The sequence below is a fragment of the Clostridium sp. genome (assembly GCF_051656525.1).
Lineage (GTDB): Bacteria > Bacillota > Clostridia > Clostridiales > Clostridiaceae > Clostridium.
In genome coordinates, this window is the sequence record NZ_JBOGCC010000406.1 from 1 (window position 1) to 1,021 (window position 1,021).

Sequence of the window (1,021 nt, forward strand, 5' to 3'; positions counted from 1 at the left end):
TTCTTATTACTATAATTATATCAATTTTCCCAGTGAGAGAAATAAAGAAAATGTCAGTAGTAGAATTAGTAAAGGGGAAATAGGGGATGGAAATAATAAAATTAGTAAATATAAATAAAATATATGGAAAGGGAACAGATGCTGAAACAGTAGCTTTAAAGGAGGTTAATTTAACTATTGAAGAAGGGGATTTTATAGCGATAATAGGACCATCAGGTTCAGGGAAGTCTACGTTACTTAATCTTTTAGGCTGTATTGATAATCCGTCCAGTGGAAGTTATTTTTTAAAGGGGAAGGATGTTAGTTCCTTAAAAGGAAAAGAACTTGCTAAAATAAGAAATGAAGAATTTGGCTTTATTTTTCAAAACTTCAATTTACTATATGATTATAATTTAATTGATAACGTAGCTTTACCTTTAGAGTATTCTAAAAAGAAAGTTAGTAAAATAACTGCTGCTACAGATATGCTTAAAAGTTTAGGTCTTTTAGCCCATAAATTAAAAACCCCTAAAGAACTTTCAGGAGGGCAAAAACAAAGGGTGGCAATAGGGAGGGCACTTATAAATGAACCACAAATAATATTAGCTGATGAACCTACAGGAGCATTAGATCAAAAAACTGGGGTAGAAGTTTTAGAGATGCTTAAAAATATAAATGAGGATGGGAAAACAGTAATAATAATAACCCATGATATTAATATAGCAAAGCAATGTAAAAAAATGATTAAAATAGAAGATGGATTATTAGAAGAATTGGTAATTAGATAAATTTGCTGAATTTTAATTGACTTAGGAATAATTTTAATAAAAATAGGACCATATATAGTATTAGAATTAAAATTCAAAACTATAATATGGTCCTAAATATTCTTAAGCTTCTTCGGTTCCCTCAGGAGGATTAGTTAAGTTACAAAGAGTAAGCATATGCATAGTATCATAAACAGCCTCTTTTACCCCTGCTAAAATTATTAAGTCATTCTGTTCTATAGTACTATCAGCAGAAGGCATAAATTCTTCTTCGT

The 1,021-nt window shown here is 29.5% G+C and carries 1 protein-coding gene; it reads left to right on the forward strand.

All coding sequences use genetic code 11. The features are described 5' to 3' along the window. Positions 1-86 precede the first annotated feature (86 nt). Complete coding sequence (locus ACRDDY_RS19560) at positions 87-767, forward strand: ABC transporter ATP-binding protein (RefSeq protein ID WP_438566581.1); 681 nt, start codon at positions 87-89, stop codon at positions 765-767. The last annotated feature ends 254 nt before the right edge of the window (positions 768-1,021 follow it).